The 25,476-nt window shown below is 70.3% G+C and carries 15 protein-coding genes; 10 read left to right on the top strand and 5 right to left on the bottom strand.

The window, feature by feature from the left end:
- The first annotated feature begins 8 nt into the window (after positions 1-8).
- Both RS82_RS06120 and RS82_RS06115 read left to right on the top strand, forming a co-directional pair.
- Positions 9-1,313: an MFS transporter gene (locus tag RS82_RS06120; RefSeq protein WP_045297667.1), complete on the top strand. Its 1,305-nt coding sequence runs from the start codon at positions 9-11 to the stop codon at positions 1,311-1,313.
- Positions 1,313-3,109, top strand: coding sequence for a glycoside hydrolase family 3 protein (locus tag RS82_RS06115; protein WP_045297665.1), 1,797 nt, complete (start codon positions 1,313-1,315; stop codon positions 3,107-3,109). Before RS82_RS06120 ends, RS82_RS06115 begins: the two co-directional genes overlap by 1 nt.
- A 148-nt stretch (positions 3,110-3,257) precedes the next feature.
- Here RS82_RS06115 and RS82_RS06110 read toward each other — a convergent pair whose 3' ends face one another.
- Positions 3,258-4,151, bottom strand: coding sequence for a universal stress protein (locus RS82_RS06110; RefSeq protein WP_045297663.1), 894 nt, complete (start codon positions 4,149-4,151; stop codon positions 3,258-3,260).
- The gene (locus RS82_RS06105) at positions 4,148-5,626 is read right to left on the bottom strand and encodes an APC family permease (protein WP_045297662.1); all 1,479 of its coding nucleotides are present in this window, start codon (positions 5,624-5,626) and stop codon (positions 4,148-4,150) included. Before RS82_RS06105 ends, RS82_RS06110 begins: the two co-directional genes overlap by 4 nt.
- A gap of 166 nt (positions 5,627-5,792) precedes the next feature.
- Here RS82_RS06105 and ddaH point away from each other — a divergent pair, with 166 nt between their 5' ends.
- Positions 5,793-6,557, top strand: coding sequence for a dimethylargininase (gene ddaH, locus RS82_RS06100; protein WP_045297661.1), 765 nt, complete (start codon positions 5,793-5,795; stop codon positions 6,555-6,557).
- A 57-nt stretch (positions 6,558-6,614) separates the two neighbouring features.
- Positions 6,615-8,309, top strand: coding sequence for a formate--tetrahydrofolate ligase (locus RS82_RS06095; RefSeq protein ID WP_045297660.1), 1,695 nt, complete (start codon positions 6,615-6,617; stop codon positions 8,307-8,309).
- Positions 8,310-8,396: 87 nt separating this feature from the next.
- Here RS82_RS06095 and RS82_RS20645 read toward each other — a convergent pair whose 3' ends face one another.
- The gene (locus tag RS82_RS20645; RefSeq protein ID WP_052676722.1) at positions 8,397-9,671 is read right to left on the bottom strand and encodes a GNAT family N-acetyltransferase; all 1,275 of its coding nucleotides are present in this window, start codon (positions 9,669-9,671) and stop codon (positions 8,397-8,399) included.
- Positions 9,672-9,807: 136 nt separating this feature from the next.
- Positions 9,808-10,164 (bottom strand): VOC family protein, encoded by a 357-nt coding sequence (locus RS82_RS06085; protein WP_045297658.1) that lies wholly within the window; start codon positions 10,162-10,164, stop codon positions 9,808-9,810.
- Positions 10,165-10,384: 220 nt separating this feature from the next.
- Here RS82_RS06085 and RS82_RS06080 point away from each other — a divergent pair, with 220 nt between their 5' ends.
- Positions 10,385-12,490 (top strand): acyl-CoA dehydrogenase family protein, encoded by a 2,106-nt coding sequence (locus RS82_RS06080; protein WP_045297706.1) that lies wholly within the window; start codon positions 10,385-10,387, stop codon positions 12,488-12,490.
- Positions 12,491-12,616: 126 nt separating this feature from the next.
- Here RS82_RS06080 and RS82_RS06075 read toward each other — a convergent pair whose 3' ends face one another.
- Positions 12,617-13,024 carry a hypothetical protein gene (locus RS82_RS06075; RefSeq protein ID WP_045297657.1) on the bottom strand — a complete coding sequence of 136 codons (408 nt, stop codon included), beginning with the start codon at positions 13,022-13,024 and terminating at the stop codon, positions 12,617-12,619.
- Between the two features lie 135 nt (positions 13,025-13,159).
- On the opposite strand from RS82_RS06075, the gene RS82_RS06070 reads away from it, so the two are divergent.
- The 5 genes from RS82_RS06070 to RS82_RS06050 all read left to right on the top strand — a co-directional run bounded on the left by RS82_RS06070 (position 13,160) and on the right by RS82_RS06050 (position 25,438).
- Positions 13,160-13,735 carry a DNA-3-methyladenine glycosylase I gene (locus tag RS82_RS06070; protein ID WP_045297655.1) on the top strand — a complete coding sequence of 192 codons (576 nt, stop codon included), beginning with the start codon at positions 13,160-13,162 and terminating at the stop codon, positions 13,733-13,735.
- Between the two features lie 39 nt (positions 13,736-13,774).
- Complete coding sequence (locus tag RS82_RS06065) at positions 13,775-14,386, top strand: TetR/AcrR family transcriptional regulator (protein ID WP_045297654.1); 612 nt, start codon at positions 13,775-13,777, stop codon at positions 14,384-14,386.
- A gap of 9 nt (positions 14,387-14,395) precedes the next feature.
- Positions 14,396-16,639 carry an LLM class flavin-dependent oxidoreductase gene (locus RS82_RS06060; RefSeq protein ID WP_045297653.1) on the top strand — a complete coding sequence of 748 codons (2,244 nt, stop codon included), beginning with the start codon at positions 14,396-14,398 and terminating at the stop codon, positions 16,637-16,639.
- Positions 16,640-16,804: 165 nt separating this feature from the next.
- Complete coding sequence (locus RS82_RS06055; RefSeq protein WP_045297704.1) at positions 16,805-19,153, top strand: ATP-binding cassette domain-containing protein; 2,349 nt, start codon at positions 16,805-16,807, stop codon at positions 19,151-19,153.
- Between the two features lie 216 nt (positions 19,154-19,369).
- Complete coding sequence (locus tag RS82_RS06050; RefSeq protein ID WP_045297652.1) at positions 19,370-25,438, top strand: Ig-like domain-containing protein; 6,069 nt, start codon at positions 19,370-19,372, stop codon at positions 25,436-25,438.
- Positions 25,439-25,476 lie beyond the last annotated feature (38 nt).

Below are 25,476 nucleotides of genomic sequence, written 5' to 3'. Positions count from 1 at the left end.
GGACTCCGATGACAGAGATGTCGCCCGCCGCAACGGCTGCCGCCGCCGGCACGACCGGCTTCAAGGCCCCGGGCACGACGCCCGAGAAGACTCCCCGGGGCTACACCCCCGGCCTCGCCGCAGTGAACTTCGGCGTCTATCTCGCGCTGCTCACGCCGGTCATGGTGTCGATGGCGTTCAAGATCCAGCACATCTCGGCCACGCCGGAGGAGGCCACCGGCAACCTCGGCCTGGTCCTCGGCGTCGGCGCGCTCTTCGCGCTCATCGCCAATCCGCTCGCGGGCCGTCTCTCCGACCGCACCACGTCGCGGTGGGGCATGCGCCGCTCGTGGATCCTCGGCGGCACGCTCGTCGGGCTCGGCGGCTTCGCGCTCATCGGCGTCACCGAGTCGCTGTGGGTCGTGCTCGTGGCATGGTGCATCGTCCAGGCCGCGATGAACGCCGTGCTCGCCGCCGCCAACGCGACTCTTCCCGACCAGGTGCCCCAGCAGAGCCGCGGCAAGGTGTCGGGCATCATCGGCATCACCACGCCGCTCGGCATCCTGGGCGGCAACTTCCTCGTGACGTTCCTCTCCGACGACTTCGCCCGCTTCGTCGTGCCGGCGGCCATCGCCACGGTGCTCTCGGTGCTCTTCGTCCTGGTCCTCAAGGATCGCCGCCTCGAGCACAAGCCGGCGCAGCGCTTCACCGTCGGCCAGTTCTTCGGCTCGTTCGTCTTCAACCCGGTCAAGCACCCCGACTTCGGCTGGACGTGGCTGACCAAGTTCTTCGTCATGTTCGGCTACGCGGGCGTGGCCACGTTCCTGCCCTTCTACCTCACCGAGAAGTTCCAGCTCGACGAGCAGGCCGCCATCACGACGATCCTGATCGCCAACCTCGCGTCGATGGCCGCGATGATGATCTCGGCGCCGGTCGGCGGCATCCTGTCCGACAAGATCGGCAAGCGGCGCCCGTTCGTCGCGATCGCCGGCGGCATCATGGTCGTGGGCCTTGCCCTGCTCGCGGTCGCACCCGACATCACGACGCTGATCGTCGCACAGGCGATCATCGGCCTGGGGGCCGGCTCGTTCCTCTCGGTCGATCTCGCCCTCGCGACGCAGGTGCTCCCCAACCCGGAGGACACCGCGAAGGACCTCGGCGTGCTCAACATCGCCAACGCACTGCCGCAGTCGATCGCCCCCGCGATCGCCCCGGCCATCATCGCGATCGGAGCGGCCACGCCCCTCGGCGGCTACACCACGTGGTACCTCTTCGGCGCGCTCGTCGCCCTCGCCGGTGCCGTGCTCGTCTACCGCATCAAGGGAGTGAAGTGATGACCGACACCACGACGACGATCGCGGATGCTGCGACCCCCGCCGCATCCGCCCGGCCCTGGCTCGACGCGAGCCTGCCCGTCGACGAGCGCGTCGAGCTGCTCCTCGCCGAGATGACGGTGGAGGAGAAGGCGGGCCTCTTCTTCCAGACGATGATCGTGATGGGCGAGGGCGGCGAGCTCTCCGAGGGGGACGCGGCCTTCGGCATCCCGTCGAACCGCGAGTACGTGGCCGGCCGTCACATGAACCACTTCAACCTGCTGGGCGTCGCGCCGAAGGCCAGTGACATCGCGGCCTGGCACAACAAGCTGCAGGAGCTCGCGGCATCCACTCGCCTGGGCATCCCGGTGTCGATCTCGACGGATCCGCGCCACTCGTTCAGCGACAACCCGGGCGCCGCGATGTTCGCCGGCCCGTTCTCGCAGTGGCCCGAGCCGCTGGGGCTCGCGGCGACGCGTGACGCGGAGCTGGTGCAGCGCTTCGGCGACATCGCGCGACAGGAGTACACGGCCGTCGGCATCCGCGTCGCGCTGCACCCGCAGGTCGACCTCGCGACCGAGTCGCGCTGGGCGCGCCAGCTGCAGACGTTCGGCGAGGACGCGGATCTCGCCGGCGAGCTGGGCGCGGCCTACGTGCGCGGCTTCCAGGGCTCGGCCTTCGGACCCGGCTCGGTGAGCACGATGACCAAGCACTTCCCGGGCGGCGGCCCGCAGAAGGACGGCGAGGACCCGCACTTCGACTACGGCCGCGAGCAGGTGTACCCCGGCGGGCAGTTCGAGCTGCACCTCAAGCCGTTCGAGCAGATCTTCGCCGCGGGCGGCCGCCAGATCATGCCGTACTACGGCATGCCGGTCGGCACCGAGTACGAAGAGGTCGGCTTCGGCTTCAACAAGGGCGTGCTCACCGGACTGCTGCGTGAGCGCTTCGGCTTCGACGGCATCGTGTGCACGGACTGGGGCCTCGTCACCGATCAGCCGATCATGGGCACGGACTTCGCCGCCCGCGCGTGGGGCGTTGAGCATCTGACCCCCGCCGAGCGCATGGTCAAGATCCTCGACGCCGGCGCCGACCAGTTCGGCGGCGAGCACGACCCGTCGCTCCTCCTCGGCCTCGTGCGCGACGGCCGCGTGAGCGAGGAGCGCCTCGACGTCTCGGCGCGCCGCCTGCTGCGCGAGAAGTTCGAGCTCGGCCTGTTCGAGAACCCGTACGTCGACGTCGAGGCGGCCGACGCCATCGTCGGCTCCCCGGAGTTCCGCGCGGCAGGTGAAGCCGCGCAGCGTGCCTCGATCGCCGTGCTCTCGAACGACGGAGTCCTGCCGCTGCGCCGCGGCGTGAAGCTCTACGTCGAGGGCATCGCGCCTGAGGCGGTCGCCCACTACGGCGAGATCGTCGCGACGCCGGACGACGCGGATGCTGCGATCCTGCGTCTCCAGGCGCCGTACGAGCAGCGCGGGTCGATGTTCGAGAACTTCTTCCACGCCGGGTCGTTGGACTTCCCCGACGACGTCGTCGCCCATGTGCGTGCGGTGTCGTCGGTCGTGCCGACCGTGGTGGACGTGTTCCTCGACCGTCCCGCGATCCTCGGCCCGATCGTCGAAACCGCCGGCGCCGTCACTGCGAACTGGGGGGCGAACCCCGACGCGCTGCTCGACGTGCTGACCGGCGGATCCCCGGCGACGGGCACGCTGCCGTTCGACGTGCCGAGCTCGATGGCGGCCGTCGAGGCCTCGCGCCCCGACGTGCCCTTCGACACCGCCGACCCGCTGTTCCGCTTCGGCCACGGGCTCTCGCTCTGACCCGCTGACACGGATGCTGCGCCACGACCTCGCGGCGCAGCATCCGTCGTCGTGTTTCCGGCGCACAGAGTCGGAGACTCTGCCCGACACGCGGGCTCGGGATGCTGTGACCCGGCGTGTCGCCGAGAGCCTCCGATTCTGTGCAGGGCTACGCGCCGGTCCCCGGCACGACCACGACGGGCACGGGTGCGTTGCGCAGGATCTTCGACGCGCTGGAGCCCAGGAACACCTGGGCCAGGCGGTGCGTGGAGGACGATCCCACGACCATGACGTCCCCCTCGGTCCAGCCGACCGACGACACCGCCGTGCCCCAGTCGCCGGCGGCGGCGATGCCGTACTCGAGCTCCTCGTCCGAGAATCCCAGCGTCTTCAGGTGCGCTGCCGCCTCCTGTAGCGCGGCCGCGGCCTGCACGCCCCACAGCTCGATGACCTGGGTCTGCGCGTGGCTGATGTCGGTGGTGACGGGCCGGCGCGCCGGGTTCACGAGGAACGTCACGAGGCGCATGCGCGCCGACGCGAGCCTGCTGAACTCCGCGACGCGGTTCAGCAGCGACCAGCTGGCGTCGTCGTCGCGGAAGCCGACGGTCACCCTCGTGACCGCGCTCGTCGTGCGGAAGCTCCGCGGCGCGATGGCCACCGGCAGAGGCGAGGAGTGGACGAGACGGTCGGTCTTCGAGGTCAGCCGCACGCGCCCGGGCTCCGCGTCCTCGGCGGATCCCACGACGATCATCCGCGCATCCCGCGCCACGGCCTGCTCGATCAGCGTCGCGGGCGCGGATCTGCCGGCGACCCACACCGCCTCGGCGGGAATGCCGGGGTGGTGCGCGAAGTCCGACAGGGCGAGCTCCGCGCTCAGCCGGCCTTCGCTCGCGGCCCACTCCTCGTACTCGCGGTCGACACCGCCGGCGAGCGGGGTGCCCCAGCCCTGCGGGACGACCGACACCGCCACCACCGGCTCGGGATGCGAGCGGACGAACTGGAACGCGAGTTCGATCGCGCTGCGATCGTCGCCGCGCGGTCCGTAGCCGACGAGGTAGGTCACGTCTCGTCCTCGGGACGGATCGGCTCGGCGATCTGCTCCGCCGAGGTGTAGTCGTTCAGCGTCGCGTGCTTTCGTCCGTAGAACCAGTAGTAGAGCAGCACGATCGCGATCCAGGTGCCGAAGATCACCCATGTGATGGCCGCCAGCCCCGACAGGATGTAGACGCACGCGGCGATGGTGAGGATCGGAACCACCGGGTAGAGCGGAACCCGGAAGGGTCGCTCGAGATCGGGCTTCGTGCGACGCAGCACGATGACGGCGAGCGCGACGACGCTGAACGCCATCAGCGTGCCGATCGAGACGGTGTCCCACAGGTAGTCGGACGGCACGAAGCCGGCGATGATCGCGACGATCGTCGAGACGACGACCGTGTTGTAGATCGGCGTCATCGTCTTGGCGTTGACGCGGAGGAACTTCCGCGGGACGAGCCCGTCGCGAGAGATCGAGAACAGGATGCGGGTCTGCCCGTACAGCGTCACCAGCGTCACGGAGAAGATGGAGACGACCGCGCCGGCCGCCAGGATCGTGCCCCAGATCGGGTTGCCCGTGATGTTCTCCAGGATCTGGGCGAGGCCTGCCTCGCTGGCCTCCTCGGTGGAGTAGAACTCGACCGGCTCTGCGGCGAGACCCGCGATCGCGACCAGGATGTAGACGGTCGAGACGATGATGAGGGCGCCGATGATCGCCCGGGGGAGCGCCTTCTGCGGGTTGCGCACCTCCTCGCCCGCTGTCGCGACGGCGTCGAGGCCGATGAACGAGAAGAAGATGGTCCCCGCCGCGGCGCTGATGCCGGCGGCGCCGAACGCGAAGAAGTTCTCGAAGTGGTCGGCGTTGAACGCGGTGAAGCCGAGGACGATGAACAGCGCGAGCACTCCGAGCTTGATCAGCACCATGATCGTGTTCACCGTGGCCGACTCGGCGACCCCTCGGATCAGGAGCAGGCAGCACAGGGCCACGAGGACGACGGCGGGCAGGTTGATGATGCCGCCGGTCGCCGCGCCATCGGATCCGGGTATGAACGACACCGACAGGGCATCCGGCAGCCGGAAGCCGAGCGTGTTCTCGAGCAGTTCGTTGAAATAGCCGCTCCAGCCCACCGCGACCGCCGAGACGGCGACGCCGTACTCCAGCAGCACGCAGCCCGCGATGATCACCGCCCAGATCTCGCCCAGCGCGTGGTACGTGTACGAGTAGGTGGAGCCGCTCACGGGTATCGCTGAGGCGAGCTCGGCGTAGCACAGCGCCGAGAGGCCGGCGCAGATCGCGGCGACGATGAACGAGATGATCACCGCGGGGCCTGCCTCGGGGATCGACTCGCTCAGGACGAAGAAGATTCCGGTGCCGACGGTCGCGCCGACGCCGAACATCATGAGCTGGAAGGTGCCGATGTTGCGGGCGAGCTCCTCGCCCTTGTGGTGCTTCTGCTGTATGACGATGGGCTTGCGTCGAAAGAGCTGTTCGCCGAGTGCGGCCATGTCGGACTCCCACGGGGTGGCCGGGCCACAGCGCCCGGAGTGCCCCCAGTCTGGTGCGCGAGGCGGGTCGGGCATAGGCCCGCGCACCCGACCAGCGTCTGGGATCACAGACGTCAAAGGGGGAACGGACGCTGCCCCCCGGGGTCGCGGCGGTAGCCTTGCGCCCATGCCGCGCCTTCTCGTCCGTCGTCCATCGCCCCGTCTCGCGGAGGGCGAGCTCACCCACATCGCGCGCGTGCCCGTCGATGCCGCGCTCGCGCAGCGTCAGTGGGAGTCGTACGTCGACGTGTTCCGCCAGCGTGGCTGGGACGTCGTCGAGGTCGCCCCGGCCGACGAGCACGCCGACGGCGTGTTCATCGAAGACGCCGTCGTCATGTTCGGCGACCTCGCGGTGCTCACGAGCCCGGGGGCGGAGTCCCGCCGGGGCGAGATCGCCTCGACGCGGTCGACGCTCGAGGGTGCCGGCATCCCGTACCGCGCCATCGAGCTGCCGGGCACGCTCGACGGCGGTGACGTGCTGAAGATCGGGCGCACGGTGTACGTCGGGCGGACGCTGCGCACGAACGACGAAGGGATCACGCAGCTGCGCGACCTGCTCGCGCCGCGCGGCTGGAGCGTCGTCGGCGTGCCCGTCTCGAAGGTGCTGCACCTCAAGAGCGGCGTGACCGCGCTTCCCGACGGCACGGTCGTCGGGTTCGAGCCGCTCGTCGACGACCCGGCCGCCTACCCGGACTTCCTGGCGGTGCCCGAGGAGCACGGCACCGCCGTCGTCGTGCTCGACGACGCCACCGTGCTCATGTCGGCCGACGCGCCCGAGACCGCCGAGCTCTACCGGTCGCGCGGGCTCGAGGTCATCACCACGCCGATCACGGAGTTCGAGAAGCTCGAGGGGTGCGTGACGTGCCTCTCGGTGCGCGTCCGCGACGTGTGAGCGCCACCCGCATAGGCTGACGGAGGCGGGCGACGAGGCCCGCAGCGGGGAGCGAGCGTGGCCACGAGCAACATCGAGATCGCACAGCAGGCCGAACTCTGGCCGATCACCCGGATCGCCCAAGGGCTCGGCATCCCTGACGAGGAGCTCGAGCCGTACGGCCGGTTCAAGGCGAAGGTGTCGCTGCGGCACCTGCGGACGCTCCAGGACAAGCCGCGCGGGCGGCTCGTGCTGATGACCGCCGTCTCGCCCACACCCGCCGGCGAGGGCAAGACGACGACCACTGTCGGCCTGGGTGACGCGCTCACCCGCATCGGTGAGCGTGCCATGATCTGCCTGCGCGAGCCCGCGCTCGGACCGGTGTTCGGGATGAAGGGCGGCGCCGCGGGCGGCGGGTACGCGCAGGTCGTGCCGATGGAGGACATCAACCTCCACTTCACGGGCGATTTCTCGGCCATCGCGATCGCCACGAACCTGCTCGCGGCGCTCATCGACAACCATGTGCACCATGGCAACGCGCTCGGCATCGATGTGCGGCGTGTGACCTGGCGGCGCGTGCTCGACGTCAACGACCGGGCGCTCCGCGACGCCGTGATCGGCCTCGGCGGTCCGTCGAACGGCTACCCCCGAGAGGACGGCTTCGACATCGTCGTGGCGAGCGAGGTGATGGCGATCTTCTGCCTCGCCACCGACCTCGCCGACCTCAAGGAGCGGCTCGGCGAGATCGTCGTCGCGTACACGCGTGACCGCGCTCCGATCCGTGCTCGCGACCTGCACGCGCACGGGGCCATGGCCGCGATCCTGCGCGACGCGCTCGCGCCGAACCTCGTGCAGACCCTCGAGCACACGCCCGCGTTCGTGCACGGCGGCCCGTTCGCGAACATCGCCCACGGCTGCAACTCGTACCTCGCGACCGACTCCGCGCTGCGGATGGCCGACTACGTCGTCACCGAGGCCGGCTTCGGCGCCGATCTCGGCGCGGAGAAGTTCGTCGACATCCTGTGCCGCACCACGGGGCTCCGCCCCGACGTCGCGGTGGTCGTCGCCACGGTGCGCGCCATGAAGTTCCATGGCGGCGTCGAGGTCCAGGGCCTCCCGCACGAGAACGTCGCCGCCCTCGAGCAGGGCACCGCCAACCTCCTGCGGCACCTCAAGACCCTCCGTGAGACGTGGGGCATCCCGACGGTGGTCGCGATCAACCATCGCGCCGAGGACACGGATGCTGAGACCGCGGCGCTCGCCGCGGCCGCCCAGTCCGTCGGGGTCACCGCCGTGGTCGCGAAGCACTTCTCCGAGGGCGGCGCGGGCGCGGAGGACCTGGCGCGCGAGGTCGTGCGGCTGTGCGAAGAGCGGGCCGCGCAACCAGACGACGAAGGAGCGCTGCGCTTCACATACCCGGACGACGCGACGCTGTGGCGCAAGATGAGCGCGATCGCGACGCGGATCTACGGGGCGTCCGAGATCACCGCATCGACCGCCGTCCGCGCGCAGATCAAGCGCCTGCAGGACGAGGGGTACGGCGGGTACCCGGTGTGCGTCGCGAAGACGCAGTACTCGTTCTCCACCGACCCGAAGCTGCGCGGTGCGCCGACGGGCCACGTCGTCGACATCCGCGAGGTGCGCCTCGCCGCCGGCGCGCGGTTCGTCGTGATGATCTGCGGCGACATCATGACGATGCCCGGACTGCCGGTGACCCCTGCGGCGAACAGCATCGACGTCGACGACGACGGGCGCATCGTCGGGCTCTTCTGAGACGGATGCCGAGACCGCGGGTTCGCCCGGCCCTGCGGCGTCACGGGGGCGGGTCGGTGCGCACTCGGGTGCACGCGGCCCGGGGCGTCACGAGCGCGGGAAGGTGCGCACCCGCTCGACGCGGAACGTGTGGGGGAGCGCCGCGACGTCGCGCGTGCGGTCTGCGCGCGGCAGCTCGTAGAGGTCGAGCATGAGCTGGACGGGGTAGTCGATGCGCTGGCGCACGGTCTTGACCCAACGGTGATCGATGAAGAATCGCACCGCGTCGGGCGTCCACTCGGCGGCGTAGTCGTGCATCTGGGTGAGATCGCCCTCGACACGGATCTTCTCGAAGTCGTCGCGCAGGCGCGGGTCGTGCTGGCGCTTGACGCCGACGCCGACCCAGCCGCCCTCCTCGCCGACCTCGCTGCCGAAGATCTCGGCGATGCAGATCTCGCCGGAGTCCTCGGGGCGGTCCTCGAAGCCGATCGGCCAGAACGCCACCATCGCGTCCGGGTGGCGCACCGCGGCCATGCGGACTTCGACCACGCCGTACCGCGGGAGGTGGAGCCGGCGCTCCGGCTGCTCTTCGCGCACCACCAGGCCGTCGCGGAAGCGGTGCTGCCCGATCGTGCTGCCGCGCGCGCCCGAGAACTGGCCGGTCTGCACGTGCGAGACGCGGTTGTCGCCGTCGAACTCGGGTGACCACGGCGCGGTGTCGGCGTCGATGAAGAGTTCGAGCGCGTCGGGCGCGATCGAGTACCGGGCGGCCGTGCGCTCGCGCGACGCCCAGTGCGGCAGGTAGTGCGGCCACCACACCTTCTCGTCGAGCACGCCCTCGCCGAAGCGCTCGTCGAGGTCGGGCTCGCGGCCATCGAGATCGAGGGGGGAGAGGTCGAGGGTCCAGATGTGGAAAGAGAGTTCCGAGCCGCGCCAGGGCTGCGTGCCCGAACCGCGGTGCTCGAATCCCGCGGTGCGGCAGAGCGCGTTGGACGCGGCGTTGTCGACGCCCGGGAAGGCGACGAGCAGGTGGCGGTCGTGGCGGGCGGCGATCTCCTGGGTGAGCAGGCGCAGCGCCGCCCGAGCGAGGCCGCGGCCCTGCCACTCGGGGAACACGTTCCACCCGGCTTCCCACGCGGGTGTGCCGTCGTGGTCGATCCGCCAGTACCCGATGCCGCCGACAGCGACGCCGCCGAGCTCGATCCGGTACATGACCGCCTCGCCGGTGCGCATGAGGCGGAGGTGGCGTTCCTGCCGCTGCGCGAGCTCGGCGGGCGTCTCGGGACCGCCGAGGTGCGCCGTCATCTCCGGCGTGTTGGCGCGCTCGAGCAGCGGCAGGTCGTCGGGACCCCACGCCGCGAGGGTGACGGTCGCATCGGTCATCCCGTCCATTGTGCGCCCGCGCGGCGATGGCTGCGTGGCGGGGCGGCCGGGTGGGCGTGGGGGTGGCCGGGCAACCGCCGCGCGCGGACACGGCCGCACGGGACCGCGCGGCTGCACGGGGGTCAGCGGGCGGGGCTCAGCGGTCGGTGACGAGGATGGTGTTCCCGTCGGGGTCGGTCGCGGTGAAGAAGAGGCAGCGGTCGGGGTCGCCGAGCTCGTCGCCCGGGTGCGCCCCGAGCCGCGCCAGGCGCTCGTGCACGGAGGCGAGGTCATCGACGCGGAAGTTGCAGGTCGCCCACGGCAGGCCCGGTTCTCCGTGGATGCCGCTCTTCGGGCCCATGAGCGTCACCTGCCCGTGCGAGCCCGCGAGCACGCTCGAGGAGTCGCTCTCCTCGACGACGCCGAGGCCGAACGCATCCGCGTACCAGTGCGCGCTCGCTCGCGGATCGTGCACGGGGATGAACGCGGTCGTGATCGCCGTCGGCGGGCTCATGACCTGAGCCTAGGCCTGGACGCGGACCTTCGCGCGGTACTGCCCGAACACCTCGGGCACGGCCTCCCGAGGCGCCCTTGCTGTGCGTCTCGCACAATGCATCCGTCACCAGGGTCGCTCCAGCGTTGTGGACATCCACTAGAGGCTTTGAGTGGAGGTTGTGGGAGTCCTACGGTCTAAGGAAACTTGATCCTTCCCGTCGCACCGAGAGGTGATGCACATGGCTGACGCCGCCGTCCGCACCAAGAAGCCCGCCGTCCACAAGAACACACCCGCCGGCGGAGCGCCGACCGCTCCGCACACCGCTGCCGAGGCATCCGATCCCCGTATCGACATCGCTGCGGTCACCGATCTGCTCCTCGGGACGTGGGGCGAGACCCGCCGCGAAGCCCGCGAGATGATCAAGGACCCCGCGTTCTGGCGCATCGAGGGCCAGCCGATGCCCGAGCACCGCGAGCGTGTGCTGACGCAGCTGCACCTGCTCGTCGAGCACGGCGGCTCGCGCCGCGCGATGCCCGAGAAGTTCGGCGGACTGAACGACAACGGGGCGAACCTCGCCGGCTTCCAGGAGCTCGTGCTCGCCGACCCCAGCCTGCAGATCAAGTCCGGCGTGCAGTGGGGCCTGTTCGGCTCGGCCGTCTTCCAGCTCGGCACCGAGAAGCACCACGACAAGTGGATGCCGGGCATCACCGACCTCTCGATCCCGGGCGCGTTCGCGATGACCGAGACCGGCCACGGATCGGATGTCGCGTCGATCGGCACGACCGCGACCTACGACCCCGAGACCGAGGAGTTCGTCATCCACACGCCGTTCCGGGGCGCGTACAAGGACTACCTCGGCAACGCGGCGCTGCACGGCAAGGCGGCGACCGTGTTCGCGCAGCTCATCACGGGCGGCGTCAACTACGGCGTGCACTGCTTCTTCGTGCCGATCCGCGACGACGAGGGTGCGATGCTCCCGGGCATCATCAGCGAGGACGACGGCGTCAAGGGCGGCCTCAACGGCATCGACAACGGCCGCCTCGCGTTCGACCAGGTGCGCGTCCCGCGCTTCAACCTGCTCGACCGCTACGGTCAGGTCGCCGCGGACGGCTCGTACACCTCCGACATCCCGACGCCCGGCCGCCGCTTCTTCACGATGCTCGGTGCACTCGTGCAGGGCCGCGTGTCGCTCGACGGCGCCGCGACCACCGGCACCGCGCTCGCCCTGCACATCGCGCTCACCTATGCGAACCAGCGCCGCCAGTTCGACTCGGGCGCGGGCACCGAAGAGGTCGTGCTGCTCGACTACGGCAAGCACCAGCGGCGCCTGCTGCCGCTCCTCGCCCAGAACTACGCGCAGTTCTTCAGCCACGACGAGCTGCTGAAGAAGTTCGACGCGGTCTTCTCGGGCCGCACCGACACCCCTGAGGAGCGCGAGGACCTCGAGACCCTCGCGGCGGCGCTCAAGCCGCTGTCGACGTGGAACGCGCTGAGCACGATCCAGGAAGCCCGCGAGGCCTGCGGCGGCTCCGGCTTCCTCGCCGAGAACCGCATGGTCGGCCTCCACCAGGACCTCGATGTCTACGTCACCTTCGAGGGCGACAACAACGTCCTGCTCCAGCTGGTCGGCAAGCGGCTCCTGTCGGACTACGCCAAGCAGTTCAAGGGGAAGGATGCCGCGGCCCTCGCCCGCTTCGCCGTCGGCCACACGGCGGGCAAGGTGTTCCACGGAGCGGGCCTGCGCCAGCTCGGGCAGACCGTGACCGACTTCGGCTCGACGGCGCGCTCGATCGAGCTGGGACTGCGCACCGACCAGCAGCACGAACTGCTCGCCGGCCGCGTGCAGCAGATGGTGGCGGACGTCGCCGCCGCCCTGCGTCCGGCCGCGAAGCTGTCGCCCGCCGAGGCGGCGGCGCTTTTCAACAGCCACCAGTCGGAACTCATCGAGGCCGCCCGTGCTCACGGCGAACTCCTGCAGTGGGAGGCCTTCACCGACGGAGTGAACCGCGTCTCCGACGAGGGCACGAAGCAGGTGCTGACCTGGCTCCGCGACCTGTTCGGGCTGCACCTCATCGAGAAGCACCTTGCGTGGTACATCATCAACGGGCGGCTCTCGACCCAGCGCGCGGCATCCGTCTCCCGCTACATCGACCGGCTCGCGGCGCGGCTGCGTCCGCACGCGCAGGATCTCGTCGACGCCTATGGCTTCGCGCCCGAGCACGTCCGCGCTCCCATCGCGTCGGGTGCCGAGCGCACGCGCCAGGACGAGGCGCGCGAGTACTACCGCGCGCTCGCCGCGTCGGGAACCGCCCCTGTGTCGGAGAAGTCGCTCAAGAAGAAGTGACGGCGCCCGGCTCGCACCGTGCGAGCCGGCGTCCTCGAATGAGGAGCGGAGCCGGGATGAGGGCTGGTCTGCGCCGACGGCTCCGCTGCTCGGCAACGATCCTCGATCGAGGATCGGGATCGTCCGTCAGGAGGCGGTCCAGCCGCAGTTGCCGCATTCGCCCGTCGCGGAGACCTCGATGAAGCAGTTCGGGCACATCGCGCGCACGCGCTCGGGGACGACGGGCTTCGCGACGCGACGCTGCGCGGCCGGACGCGGGGACGACGACTTCGCGCGCGCGGTCGGCGCGGCCGCCGCCGGCTGCGGAACGATCGCCGCTGCGGGGACGTGGTACGCGCAATAGAAGCGCACGTAGCCGTCGTGGTTCTTGGGGTGACGGTGCTTGTACGCCCACAGCTCGGTGCGGGGCAGCAGCTCGGAGTCGGGGCCGCACGTGAAGCAGCGCGTCGCCTCGCCCGGGACCACGTCCGCGAGGAGCACGGGGTTCTCGAAGGGGACCGAGTCCCGCCAATCCGCCGACGCGACGATCTTCATGGTCCTGCCTCCCAGCTGCGCGGACCCGAACAGCCCGACATTCCAAGGTAAGCGACGCGGGCGGCATCCGGGAATCGGCGTGGTGACGCGCGTCTGAACTCCGGCGACGTCGGCGGGGGAGCCTAGGCTGGCGCAGTGAGCACCGATGTCCGCCTCGGCGCCGACGGCCGCGCGCGCTGCGCGTGGGTTGGCGACGACCTCGAGTACGCCCGCTACCACGACGAGGAGTGGGGTGTGCCCCTGCACGGCGACCGGGCCCTCTTCGAGAAGATGAGCCTCGAAGGGTTCCAGGCGGGGCTGTCGTGGATCACGATCCTCCGCAAGCGCCCGCGGTTTCGCGAGGTGTTCGCGGGCTTCGAGACCGAGGCGGTGGCGGCGTTCGGCGACGACGACATCGCACGTCTGATGACGGATGCCGGCATCATCCGCAACCGCGCCAAGATCGAGGCCACGATCTCGAACGCGCGCCTGGTGCTCGAGCTCGAGCCCGGCGAGCTCGACGCCTTCATGTGGTCCTTCGCCCCGGCATCCCACCGACGCCCGGCGACCTTCGCGGACGTTCCGGCGATCACCGCCGAGGCGGCGGCGATGAGCAAGGCGCTCCGAAAGCGCGGGTTCCGGTTCGTGGGCCCGACGACGATGTACGCCCTGATGCAGTCCGCCGGCATGGTCGACGATCACGTCGACGGCTGCTGGAGGGTGGCTCCGTAGAAACGGATAGTTCATCCGTTTCGGGTGTAGGCTGAGGGTGTGAGCCCCCGAGCCGATGCCCTGCGCAGCCGTGAGCGCATCCTCGAGGTCGCGCGCCGGCATGACGTGCGCGCGTTGCGACTCAACGACATCGCCCGCGATGCGGGCGTCGGCATCGGCACCGTCTATCGGCACTTCCCGACCGTGAGAGCGCTCGTCGAGGCGCTCAGCGTCGACACGCTGGTGCGGTTGGGCGACGCCGCCGACCGCGCGACCGCCGAACCGGACGCGCGGCAGGCGTTCCGGGGGTTCCTCGACGACGCCCTGACGCTCCAGCTCGAGGACGGCGGTCTCGAAGCCGTGCTCACCGACATGGCCCGCACGGATCCCGTGCTGCACGACGAGTGCGCCGCGGCGCGGGGCAAGGTGTTCGCGGGCTACGACGCGGTGCTCTCGCGGGCCCAGCGAGACGGCGTCGTGCGCGGCGACGTCTCGGCCGCGCAACTGCAGCTACTCCTCTGCGGTGTCGAGCACGCCGTGCGTCTCGGCGTCCCTGCCGACCGGGACCTGCTCCTCGACATCCTCCTTTCGGGCATGCGTCCCGACCCCCAGGCAGCCCCCGACTCACCGGCCGGCGTCGCAGCGATCCGTCGCCCCGCGGCACTCGGCTGAAAGGACCTCATGGACTACGGACACCCGCTCGAATTCGGCGCCTTCATCACCCCCTCCGCCGCGAGCCCCGAGGCCCCGGTGCTGCTGTCGCAGGTGGCCGAGGCATCCGGTCTCGATCTCGTCACCTTCCAGGACCACCCGTATCAGCCCGCGTTCCTCGACACGTGGACGCTCATGTCCTTCGTCGCGGCACGCACCTCCACCATCCGCATCGCGCCCAACGTGCTGAACGTGCCGCTGCGCCCGCCCGCCGTCGTGGCGCGCGCCGCCGCGAGCATCGACCTGCTGTCGGGCGGGCGGTTCGACCTCGGCCTCGGTGCCGGCGGATTCTGGGACGCCATCGAAGCGATGGGCGGCAGGCGGCTCACGCCGGGTCAGGCCGTGACGGCGCTGGGCGAGGCGATCGACCTCATCCGCGAGCTGTGGCGCACCGACGAACGGCGGGGCGTGTTCACCGACGGGAAGTTCCACGCGGTGCACGGCGCGAAGCGGGGGCCGCGGCCGGCGCACGACATCCCGATCCACATCGGCGCGTACAAGCCGCGCATGCTCGCGCTCACCGGGCGCAAGGGCGACGGATGGCTGCCGTCGCTCGGCTACATGCAGCCGGGCGACCTCGCCAAGGGCAACGCCGCGATCGACGAGGCTGCGCAGTCCGTCGGCCGCGACCCGCGCGAGATCCGGCGTCTGCTCAACATCGGGCAGCTCGCCGCCGATCCGCGCGAGTTCGCCGAGCGCCTCGCGAAGCTCGCGGTCGAGGACGGCATCGGCACGTTCATCCTCGCCGGCGACGACCCGAACCTGCTCCAGCGCTTCGGCGAGGAGGTGGCCCCCGCCGTTCGCGAGCTGGTGGCCGCCGAGCGCGGCACCCGCGGGGTCGACGCCGCGCCGGTGCGGTCAGCCGCGGCCCTCGCCGCGCGCCGGGACGGCATCGCGTACGACGACGTGCCGGCCGGCCTCCGCGCGATCGAGCCCGGCGACTTCGAGTACGGCGACGTGCGCGCCACCTACATGCGCGGCGGGCGGCCGGGGATCGTGCTCCAGCCCTCGTCGGCCGAACAGGTCGCAGAGTCGCTCGCGTTCGCGCGGCGGCATCCCGAACTTCCTCTCGCGGTGCGCAGCGGTGGCCACGGCATCAGCGGCCGGAGCACCAACGACGGCGGCATCGTGATCGACCTCCGCAGCCTCGACGAGATCGAGGTGCTCGACACCGACCGCAGGCTCGTGCGCATCGGACCGGGGGCGCGCTGGGCGCAGGTCGCCGCAGCGCTCGGGGAGCACGGCTGGGCGCTGACGTCCGGCGACTACGGCGGCGTGGGCGTCGGCGGTCTCGCGACGGCGGGCGGCATCGGCCTCCTCGCCCGCGAGCACGGCCTCACCATCGACCATCTCCGGGCGGCCGAGGTGGTGCTCGCCGACGGCTCGATCGTGCGGACGGATGCCTCGACCCACCCAGACCTCTTCTGGGCGATCCGCGGGGCCGGCGCCAACGTCGGAATCGTCACGGCGTTCGAGTTCGAGGCCCGGGAAGTCGGTCAGGTGGGCTACGCGCAGCTCGCGTTCCAGGTGGACGACGTGGCGGAGTTCCTCGAGGGCTACGGGCGCATCGTCGAGGAGTCGCCGCGCGACCTCACGCTGTTCCTGCTCACCGGCGGACCGCGCCCCGGTCAGCCGCAGGTCGTCCAGCTCTACGGGATCGTCGACTCCGACGACCCCGACACGATCATCGCCCGCCTGCAGCCGTTCGCCGAGCTCGCCCCCCTGGTCCAGCAGTCCGTGCAGCTGACGACCTACGCGCAGATCATGGCGAACGCCGACCTCGGCCCGCAGCACGGTGCCGGCGAGCCGCACTCCCGCTCCGGGCTCATCGAGCACGTCACGCCCGCCTTCGCGGAGGCGGCGTCACGGATGCTGGACTCCGGCGCCGTGCCGTTCTTCCAGCTCCGCTCGGTCGGTGGGGCGGTGGCCGACGTCGCGGAGGACGCGACCGCGTACGCGCACCGGTCGGCGAACTTCTCGGTCGCCGCACTCGGATCCCACCCCGACCGGCTCGACGCCCAGTGGCGCACGCTCGCGGATCATGTCGACGGCATGTACCTGAGCTTCGACTCGTCCGAGCGGCCGGAGCGGATCGCCGAGGCCTTCCCGCCCGCGACGCTCTCCCGACTGCGTCGCGTGAAGGCGACCTACGACCCGACGTGCGTCTTCCGCGACAACTTCGCGATCGAGCCTGCGGACTCCGAGGCGGCCTGAGGCGCAGCATCCGTCCCCCGTCCCCCGCGTTTGGGGCGCATTCCTTCCGTTGGGGCGCAGATTCTCCGCCCCAACGGAATAACTGCGCCCCAAACCCCCGAGGTGGTCCGGATCGAGCAGGATTCAGGAAGCGCGGTGTCCGGGGTGACCGGCATACTCGTCGGCATGGCATCCGAGTCCCACATCGCTGATTCGCACGAGGTCATCCGCGTCGTCGGCGCCCGCGAGAACAACCTCAAGGACGTGTCGGTCGACATCCCGAAGCGCCGCCTGACGGTGTTCACCGGGGTGAGCGGGTCCGGCAAGTCGTCGCTGGTGTTCGGCACGATCGCGAACGAATCGCAGCGCCTCATCAACGAGACGTACCCGACGTTCGTGCAGCAGTTCATGGGGCAGTTGAGCCGACCCGAGGTCGACGCGCTCGAGAACGTGAGCCCGGCGATCATCGTCGATCAGGAGCGCATGGGTTCGAACGCTCGGTCCACGGTGGGCACCGCGACCGACGCGCACGCGATGCTGCGGCTGCTGTTCAGCCGCATCGGCGTGCCCCACGTCGGCTCTCCGCAGGCGTTCTCGTTCAACATCCCCTCGGTCTCGGGCGCCGGCGCCGTGACGTTCGAGAAGGGCGGCAAGAAGGTCAAGGAGCGCCGCTCGTTCGAGATCACCGGCGGCATGTGCCCGCGCTGCGAGGGCCTCGGCGAGGTGAGCGACGTCGACCTCGATGAGCTCTACGACAAGACCAAGTCGCTCAGGGAGGGTGCCATCCAGGTTCCCGGCTACAACCCCGACGGCTGGATGGTGAAGGCGTTCACCGAGTCCGGCTTCGTGGACCCCGCCAAGGCGATCCAGGACTACAGTGCCGAGGAACGCGCCGACTTCCTCTACAAGGAGCCGACCAAGGTCAAGATCGCCGGCATCAACATGACCTACGAGGGTCTCGTGCCGAAGATCACGAAGTCGATGCTCCAGAAGGATCGCGACTCGCTGCAGCCCCACGTCCGCGCGTTCGTCGACCGTGCCGTGAAGTTCCTGCCCTGCCCCGACTGCGGCGGCACGCGCCTGAACGAGGGCGCGCGGTCATCGAAGATCAACGGGACGAGCATCGCGGATGCTGCGGCCATGCAGATCACGGACCTCGCGGTGTGGCTCGACACGGTGAACGACCCCTCGGTCGCGCCGCTCATGGTGGGCCTGCGCCAGACGATCGCGTCGTTCATCGACATCGGACTCGGCTACCTGTCCCTGGACCGCGCCTCGGGCACGCTCTCGGGCGGCGAAGCGCAGCGCACGAAGATGATCCGGCACCTGGGCTCGGCACTCACCGACATCAGCTACGTCTTCGACGAGCCCACGGCGGGCCTGCACCCCCACGACATCCAGCGCATGAACCGGCTGCTGAAGCTGCTGCGCGACAAGGGCAACACGGTGCTCGTGGTCGAGCACAAGCCCGAGGTCATCGAGATCGCCGACCACATCGTCGACCTGGGTCCCGGCGCCGGCCGCGCGGGCGGCGAGGTGCAGTACGAGGGGGATGTCGAGGGTCTGCGCACGTCCGGCACCATCACCGGCCGGCATCTCGGCGACCGCGCGCGCCTCAAGGACTCGACGCGGGCCGCGAAGGGCGCGCTCGAGATCCGCGGAGCCACCCAGCACAACCTCAAAGAGGTCGACGTCGATGTGCCGCTCGGCATCCTCACCGTCGTGACCGGCGTCGCGGGGTCGGGGAAGTCGTCGCTCATCCACGGCAACGTGCCCGGCTTCGACGACGTCGTGGTCGTCGACCAGTCGCCCATCAAGGGCAACCGGCGCTCGAGCCCGGCGACGTACACCGGCATCCTCGACACGATCCGGTCCGCGTTCGCGAAGGCCAACGGCGTCAAGCCCGCGCTCTTCAGCGCGAACTCCGAGGGCGCTTGTCCCGCGTGCCGCGGCCTCGGCGTGATCATCACGAACCTCGGGTTCACGCAGACGGTCGAGACCCTCTGCGAGCTCTGCGAGGGATCGGGTTTCAGCGACGAGGTGCTCGAGTACACGCTCGACGGCAAGAACATCGCCGAGGTGCTCGCGATGTCGGCGGCCGAGGCATCCGTCTTCTTCTCCAAAGGTCCCGCACACACGACTCTGATGCGCATGATCGACGTCGGCCTCGGCTACATCACGCTCGGCCAGGCGCTCAACACCCTGTCGGGCGGCGAGCGTCAGCGCCTGAAGCTCGCGATCTCGATGGCGAAGAAGGGCGCGATCTACGTGCTCGACGAGCCGACCACCGGGCTGCACCTCGCCGATGTCGAGAACATGCTGGGGATGCTGGATCGCCTCGTCGAAGCCGGCAACAGCGTGATCGTGATCGAGCACCACCAGGCCGTGATGGCGCACGCCGACTGGATCATCGACATCGGTCCGGGGGCCGGACACGACGGCGGCTCGATCGTGTTCGAAGGCACGCCCGCCGACCTCGTCGCGGGTGCAGAGACGCTGACGGCCCAGCATCTGCGGGAGTACGTCGGCGCGTGACCGAAGCCCGCGGCCGGGGATGGGTGTTTGTCCCCATCGATCATGTCTGATCAGGTGGAATACGATCTCCGGAGTTGACACTCCCTGTCTCGTCACACCCCGTGCCGCGGGTTAGGCTGGGGTGTTCCCCCAGGTCTTCTGTGAGCTCGCGACGCCCCTCGCCGGGGTCCCACGCCACGACAAGACGCACGATGCCCCGGAGGAGGCCGACGTCCCATGAGCTCATTCGCCTGGCTTCGCGCGCGCCCGCGCGCCCTCGCGTCGGCGGGCGCGGTGACGGCTGCGGCGGTCACGATCACGACGCTCGCGTTCGTCTATCAGGGCGTGCCCACCACTGAGGTCGACCTCCACGACGGCGGTGTCTGGGTGACGAAGCAGTCGAGCCTGCTCGTCGGCCACTTCAACCACGAGTCCCAGGTGCTCGACGGCGGCCTGCGCACCACGAGCGACGACTACGACATCCTCCAGTCGGGCAGCACCGTCCTCCTCGTCGACGACTCGGGCTCGTCCGTGAGTGTCATCGACCCCGCCATGGTCGCCCTGTCGGGGGCTGCCGGCCTGCCCGGCGACGCCGACGTGGCGCTCGGCGGCGAGACGGTCGCGATCCTGGACCGCGCCTCCGGCGACCTGTGGGTGGTTCCGAGCGCAAGCGTCGGCTCGTTCCAGATCGAGGGCACCGACCCCACCGCCAGCGTCGGCAAGGGAGCGGATGTCGCGGTCGGTGTCGACGGCGTCGTCTACGTGGTCTCGCCCGAGAGCGCCGAGCTGATCACGATCCGGGTCGGGGCGGACGGAACCCCGGAAGAGCCCTCGCGAGCCGGGCTGCCCGGAATCGACGGCAAGGCCGAGCTCTCGGTCACGGCTGTCGGCGACAAACCCGCCGTGCTCGACACGGCCACCGCGACCGTGATCGTCGACGGCCGTGCGTCCGAGATCGACGGCGGACGCAACGCCGTCCTGCAGCAGCCGTCCGCAGCGTCCGATGCCGTCGCGCTCTCCACGGCCTCCGCCTTCGTGCGCGTGCCGTTCGACGGGTCGGAGCCGACGAGCGTGAAGGCCGGTGCAGACGGCGCGCCGGCCGCGCCGGTGTGGCTCGACGGCTGCGGCTACGCCGCGTGGACGGGCTCGGGCCGGTTCGTGCGCGACTGCGCCGGCGAGGCCGACGACCTCGCGGCCGACATCGACGGCATCGAGCCGACATCGCTGCTGAAGTTCCGCGTCAACCGCGACGTGGTCGTGCTCAACGACGTCGTCGGCGGAGCCACCTGGATGGCCGCCGAAGACCTGCAGCGCGTCGACAACTGGGACGAGATCACCCCTCCCGAGGGCGAGACCGAGGACGACGAGCAGACCACCGAGGAGACGACCGAGACGGTCCTCCCGGAGCGCTCCGACATCAACACCCCACCCGACGCGAACGACGACGACCTGGGCGTGCGTCCGGGCCGCACCACGATCCTGCCCATCCTCGACAACGACAGCGATCCCGACGGCGACGTGCTGACGACGCGCGTCGTCGACGGCGGCCCCTCGGTGGGCGAGATCCAGTCGATCGACAACGGCCGGTCGCTGCAGATCGCGGTCCCGGAGGACGCCCAGGGCTCGACCTCTTTCACGTACGAGGTCTCCGACGGGCGTGGCGGCACCGACACCGCCCGTGTCTCGCTCGCGGTGCACGGCTGGGACGTCAATTCGCCGCCGAAGCAGAATCGCGTGACGACCGTCGCCGTCGAGGCCGGCGGCACCATCACATACAGCGTGCTGCCGGACTGGATCGACCCCGATGGCGACGACGTGTTCCTCGGCTCCGTCCAGCCGGCGGAGGGCGACGAGGCCGACTACACGTCGGACGGGCGCATCACGTATCGCGCGGTGGGCGGCACGCAGGGCCGCAAGGATGTCGAGATCACCGTCTCGGACGGGTCGGATGTGACCGTCGGCACCGTCCGCTTCGACGTGCGCCCGGTCGGCTCGATCGACCCGGTGACGAACGCCGACTACATCGCCGTCCGCGCCGGACAGACGGCCACCGTCTCCCCGCTCGCGAACGACGTCGGCGCCGGCCGCGAGCCGCTGCGCCTTGCGCGCGTCGACCCGGTGACGGGTGCCGACATCGTCCCCGACTACGCGAACAAGACCTTCACGTTCCGCTCGGCGACGCCGGGGACGTACTACGTCCAGTACATGGTCGCCGCAGGAGCAGCCGGCGTTCCGGGCATCGTGCGCGTCGATGTGCTCCCCGACGGCGAGACCGACCTGCCGCCGGTCGCCGTGCGCGACGTCGCCCTGCTGCCGAGCGGCGGCGAGGTGCTCGTCAACGTCCTGACCAACGACTCCGACCCCTCCGGCGGCATCCTCGTCGTTCAGTCGGTCACCGTCGAGCCCAACTCGGGCGTCGCGGTGGCCGTGCTGAACCACGAGACTCTCCGCATCAGCGACCAGGCGGCGCTGTCTGAGCAGGTGCGCATCTCGTACCGCATCTCCAACGGCTCGCAGTCGGCCGAGGGCGACGTCATCGTGATCCCCATCCCGGCCCCCGCTCAGCTGCGCCCGCCGGTCGCCAACGACGACCAGGTGGTGGTGCGCGCCGGAGACGTCGTGACCATCCCGGTGCTCGACAACGACTACCACCCGAACGGCGACACGATCCACGTCGCGCCGGAGCTGGTGCCGCCCCTCATCGAGCCCGAGGACGGTGAGATCTTCGTCTCGCAGGACACCGTGCGCTTCCGCGCCTCCGACGAGCCGGGCACGGTCTACGCGACATACGAGGCCGTCGACAGCACCGGGCAGAAGGACGCCGGCTACATCACGATCCAGGTGCTGCCGGTGAACGCCGACACCAACGCGGCCCCTCGCCCACGCGACCTCACCGCCCGCGTTCTCGGCGGCAGTCGCGTGCGTATCGCGGTGCCGCTGGACGGCATCGACTCCGACGGCGACTCCGTCGAGCTCGTCGGCCTCGCATCATCGCCGGGGAAGGGCCGGATCACCGAGACCGGATCCGACCACCTCGTCTACGAGGCGTTCGACGACACCGCGGGCGTCGACACCTTCACCTACCGCGTGCGCGACCGCCTCGGCGCGGAGGCCACGGCCACCATCCGCGTCGGCATCGCGCCTCCGGAGGGCGTGAACCAGGCGCCGTACGCCGTCAAGGACTCCGTGATCATGCGTCCCGGTCGCTCGGTCGCCGTGCCGGTGCTCGCGAACGACTCCGATCCCGACGGCGACGAGTTCGGCATCGTCAAGAACGGCCTGATCCTGCCCGACGTGGCGGGCCTGAAGGCGAAGGTCGACGGCAACCGCGTCGTGGTCACTTCGCCGTCGCAGCCCGTCGAGACGTCGTTGCAGTACACGATCCGCGACGCGCGCGGCGCCGAGGCGAAGGCCGTGCTGCAGATCACCGTCGCCGAGGACGTGCCCCTGCAGAAGCCGATCGCGCGCGACGACTACGTCCGCGCGGCCGACGTCGAGGACGGCGTCGTCGACCTCGAGGTGCTCGCGAACGACGAGGACCCCGACGGCACGGTCGACGACCTCGAGCTGAAGGTGGCCGACGCGGATTCGCGCGTGCTCGCCGACGGCAAGGTGCGGATCACGCTCGGCGACGCCGACCGGCTCGTCACCTACACGATCACCGACCGCGACGGGAACGAGGCATCCGCGTTCATCCACGTCCCTTCTCTCTCCTCGCTGCCGCCCACCCTCGTGTCGGCCGAGCCGGTCGAGGTCAACAGCGGCGAGACCGTCGAGCTGGCGCTCTCGAAGTACGTGCGTGCGGCGGGCGGCGGCAAGGTCGTCATCACCGAGGCCGCCAAGGTCACCGCCGCCCACAACGACGGCTCGTCGCTGATCAAGGATCAGACGACGCTCGTCTACACGTCGGCGCAGGGCTACTTCGGACCGGACGCCATCACCTTCGAGGTGACCGACGGGACCGGGCCCGACGACCCCGAGGGTCGTAAGGCCACGCTGACCCTTCCGATCACCGTGCTGCCGCCAGCGAACCAGCAGCCGACGTTCGTGAACGGGCAGATGGATGTCGCGCCCGGCGAGGACGCGACGACGCTCGACCTCGGCGGACTCACGACCGACCCCGATCCCGAGGACGCGGGCCGCATCGAGTACCAGATCGTCGGCGGCGCTCCCGAGGGCATGACGGCGACGATCGACGGCGACGAGCTGAAGGTCAGCGCGGCGGCCGAGACGAAGAAGGGCACCGCGGCGACGATCCGCCTGAGGATCGACGACGGCACCACCGAGCCGGTCGACGGCACCGTCAACGTGCGAGTGATCGCATCGACGCGCGAGCTGCCCACCGCCAACGACGACATCGTGCCGGAGGCCCACCAAGGCAAGACCGTCACCGTGGGGGTGCTGAGCAACGACGTGAACCCCTTCCCGGGGAAGCCGCTGAAGGTGACGACGGCGCTCACCGAGACCGGTCAGGGCGATGTCCGCGTGGCGGGCGACCAGGTCGAGGTCACGCCGGACGCCAAGTTCTTCGGCACGATGGTGGTGCGCTATCGCGTGCAGGACGCCACGGGCGATCCCGATCGTGAGGTCGAGGGCCGCATCCGGCTGACCGTGCAGGGCAAGCCCGATGCTCCGGGCACCCCGATCGTCTCGAGCGTGCAGGATCGCACGGTCGTGCTGTCGTGGACGCCGCCGGCCAACAACGGCGCCGAGATCGAGCGCTACCTCGTCACCTCGACGACCGGCGGCTACGAGAAGGTCTGCCTCGCGACCACGTGCACCCTCGACCAGCTGACGAACAACGTCGAGTACAACTTCACCGTGGTGGCCGAGAATCGCGTCGGCCCCTCCGACCCGTCGGCGCCGTCCGAGACGGCCCGCCCCGACGCCCGGCCCGACACACCGGCCGCGCCCACCCTCGTGTTCGGCGACCGGAGTCTCACCGTCTCGTGGGTGACGCCGACGACGCCGGGTTCGCCGGTAGAGAAGTACACGCTCGAGATCTCGCCCGCGCCGCCGTCGGGGCTCGGCCAGAAGACCGAGGTCACGGGCAACTCGATCGTGTGGGACGGGCTGCAGAACGGCGTCGCGTACCAGGTGCGCGTGCAGGCGCACAACCGCGCGCCCGACCCGTCGAGCTTCAGCCCGTGGTCGGTGAGCGAGATCCCGGCGCGCGCGCCTGAGGCCCCCGGTTCCCCGTCGGTGAACCGTCTCGACCCGGTGGGCAATCAGGCCCAGCTCGAGGTGGTATGGGGTGCGCCGGCCGACAACGGCGATGCGATCTCGGGCTACGAGGTGCAGGTGATGCAGGGCTCGAGCGTCATCAACACGGTCACCGGCATCCCGGGCACGCAGACCCGTCAGGCGATCAACGTCGCGACGTCCACGAGCGACTACACGTTCCGCGTCCGCGCCTCGAACAAGGCGGGCTGGAGTGCGTGGGGTGCTCAATCGGCACCGCGTCGCGCGTTCGGCGTGCCGGGTGCGCCGACGGCCGTGAGCGCGACGACGCCGCGCGGTGACAGCAGCATCGACGTGTCGTACTCGCCCGCGCCCGGCAACGGCGCGACGGCCGGCGAGGTCAAGTACGAGTACTCGCTCAACGGCGGCAACTGGCAGTCGCTCACCGGCAACACCATCGGCGGGCTCAGCAATGGCACCGACTACACGGTGCGGCTGCGCGCGTACACCGCGATGGACGGGGTGCGGTACAACGGCGACCCGTCGGCGGCGTCGAACGTGGCCAAGCCGTACGGTCCCGTCCGCAACCCGGGTGTGTCGGCTTCCGCCAATGGCCGATCGATCACGTACTCGTGGAGCGCCCCGTCGCCGAACGGTCGTGGCATCACCCAGATGCAGATCCGCATCGACGGCGGCGGCTGGCAGAACGTCGCGAACAACGGGTCGACGTCGGCCAACTACGGCTACAGCGAGACGCACCGGATCGACGCGCGCGCACAGGATGCCGCCGGCCAATGGAGTGCTGTCGTGTCGGACTCGGCACGGACGGTGGATGCCCCGAAGCCGCGCGCCTGGACCAGCAAGGGCTCGAGCGCCCAGGGCATGCCGGGCTGCAGCAGCGCGTCCTGCGGCTACATGGTGCTGAACGTCGAGAACTGGGTCGCCGGCAATTACACGCTCAATTGCAACGACACCGAGGGTCGATGGGGCAACCGCACCTTCTATGTGCCGGCCAACGGCAGCGTGCAGCTGGGCTGCTACACCGGCTACACCGGGTACACCAGCTGGGTGAGCTACAGCGGCCCGGGCGGCACGGGCAACGCCGAATCGATGGTCTGGTACTGACCGCTGTGCCCTACGAACACGACAGCAACGAGAGAACG

Source organism: Microbacterium trichothecenolyticum (genome assembly GCF_000956465.1).
Lineage (GTDB): Bacteria > Actinomycetota > Actinomycetes > Actinomycetales > Microbacteriaceae > Microbacterium > Microbacterium trichothecenolyticum.
Note: the sequence above shows the minus strand (reverse complement) of the source record. Positions and strands in the feature narration are given on the sequence as shown.